Origin of the sequence: Streptosporangium sp. H16 (assembly GCF_051918855.1) — a bacterium.
In the GTDB taxonomy this organism is placed as follows: Bacteria; Actinomycetota; Actinomycetes; order Streptosporangiales; family Streptosporangiaceae; genus Streptosporangium.
In genome coordinates, this window is the sequence record NZ_JBPXMD010000119.1 from 1 (window position 1) to 973 (window position 973).

Annotated in this window: 1 protein-coding gene; it reads right to left on the reverse strand. The window is 66.6% G+C overall.

What is annotated here, in order from left to right; translation table 11 throughout:
• Positions 1–973: endo-1,4-beta-xylanase (locus ACTOQ2_RS43935; protein ID WP_440107982.1), on the reverse strand; the 973-nt coding region annotated here is incomplete at both ends.

Here is a 973-nt window from a genome sequence, read left to right on the forward strand (position 1 = left end):
GGGGTCACCGTTGGCGTGGGAGTCGGGGTGGGCGTGGGGTTGGGGTCGGCGGCGTTGAGGGCGTTCAGGACCGAGGTGTAGGCCGGCTTCTTGTTGCCCGAGGTGTCGAACAGCAGGGGGCTGGTGTTGGCGCCGAGCCAGGAGTCGCTGTCGCGCACGCCCCACACGGTGATGCCGGTGCAACGCGGCACGGCCAGGCAGTCGTTGGTCACCGCGGCGTAGGTCTGGGCGGAGCCGCCCTGGATGTCCAGCTCGGTGATCTGCACGTCCACGCCGAGGGCGGCGAAGCTGGAGATGGTGGTGCGGTAGTTGCTGTTGTAGGCGCTTTGGCTGTTGAAGTGCGACTGCAGGCCGACGCAGTCGATGGGCACGCCGCGCTGTTTGAAGTCGCGGACCATGTTGTAGACGCCCTGGGTCTTGGCCCAGCTCCAGTTGTCGATGTTGTAGTCGTTGTAGCAGAGCTTGGCGGCCGGGTCGGCGGCGCGCGCGGTGCGGAAGGCGACCTCGATCCAGTCGTTGCCGGTGCGCTGGAGGTTGGAGTTGCGGCGGCCGCCGTTGCCGTCGTCGAAGGCCTCGTTGACCACGTCCCAGGCGTAGATCTTGCCCTTGTAGTGGTTCATCACGCCGTTGATGTGGTTGATCATCGCCTGGCGCAGCGCGTTGCCCTCCATCGACCGCATCCAGTTCGGCTGCTGGTTGTGCCAGGCCAGGGTGTGCCCGCGCACCCGCTTGCCGTTCTGCACCGCCCAGTTGTAGATCCGGTCGCCGTTGGTGAAGTTGAACTGGTTCTGGTTCGGCTCGGTGGCGTCGATCTTCATCTCGTTCTCAGCCGTGATCATGTCGAACTCACGGTTGGCGATCGTGGTGTACTGCGAGTCGCCGAGCTTACCCCCGGCGATCGCGGCACCGAAGTATCGCCCGCTCTGCTGGGCCGCCGCGCCGAGCGTGGACGCGGCGGCACCGGCGGAAGCGG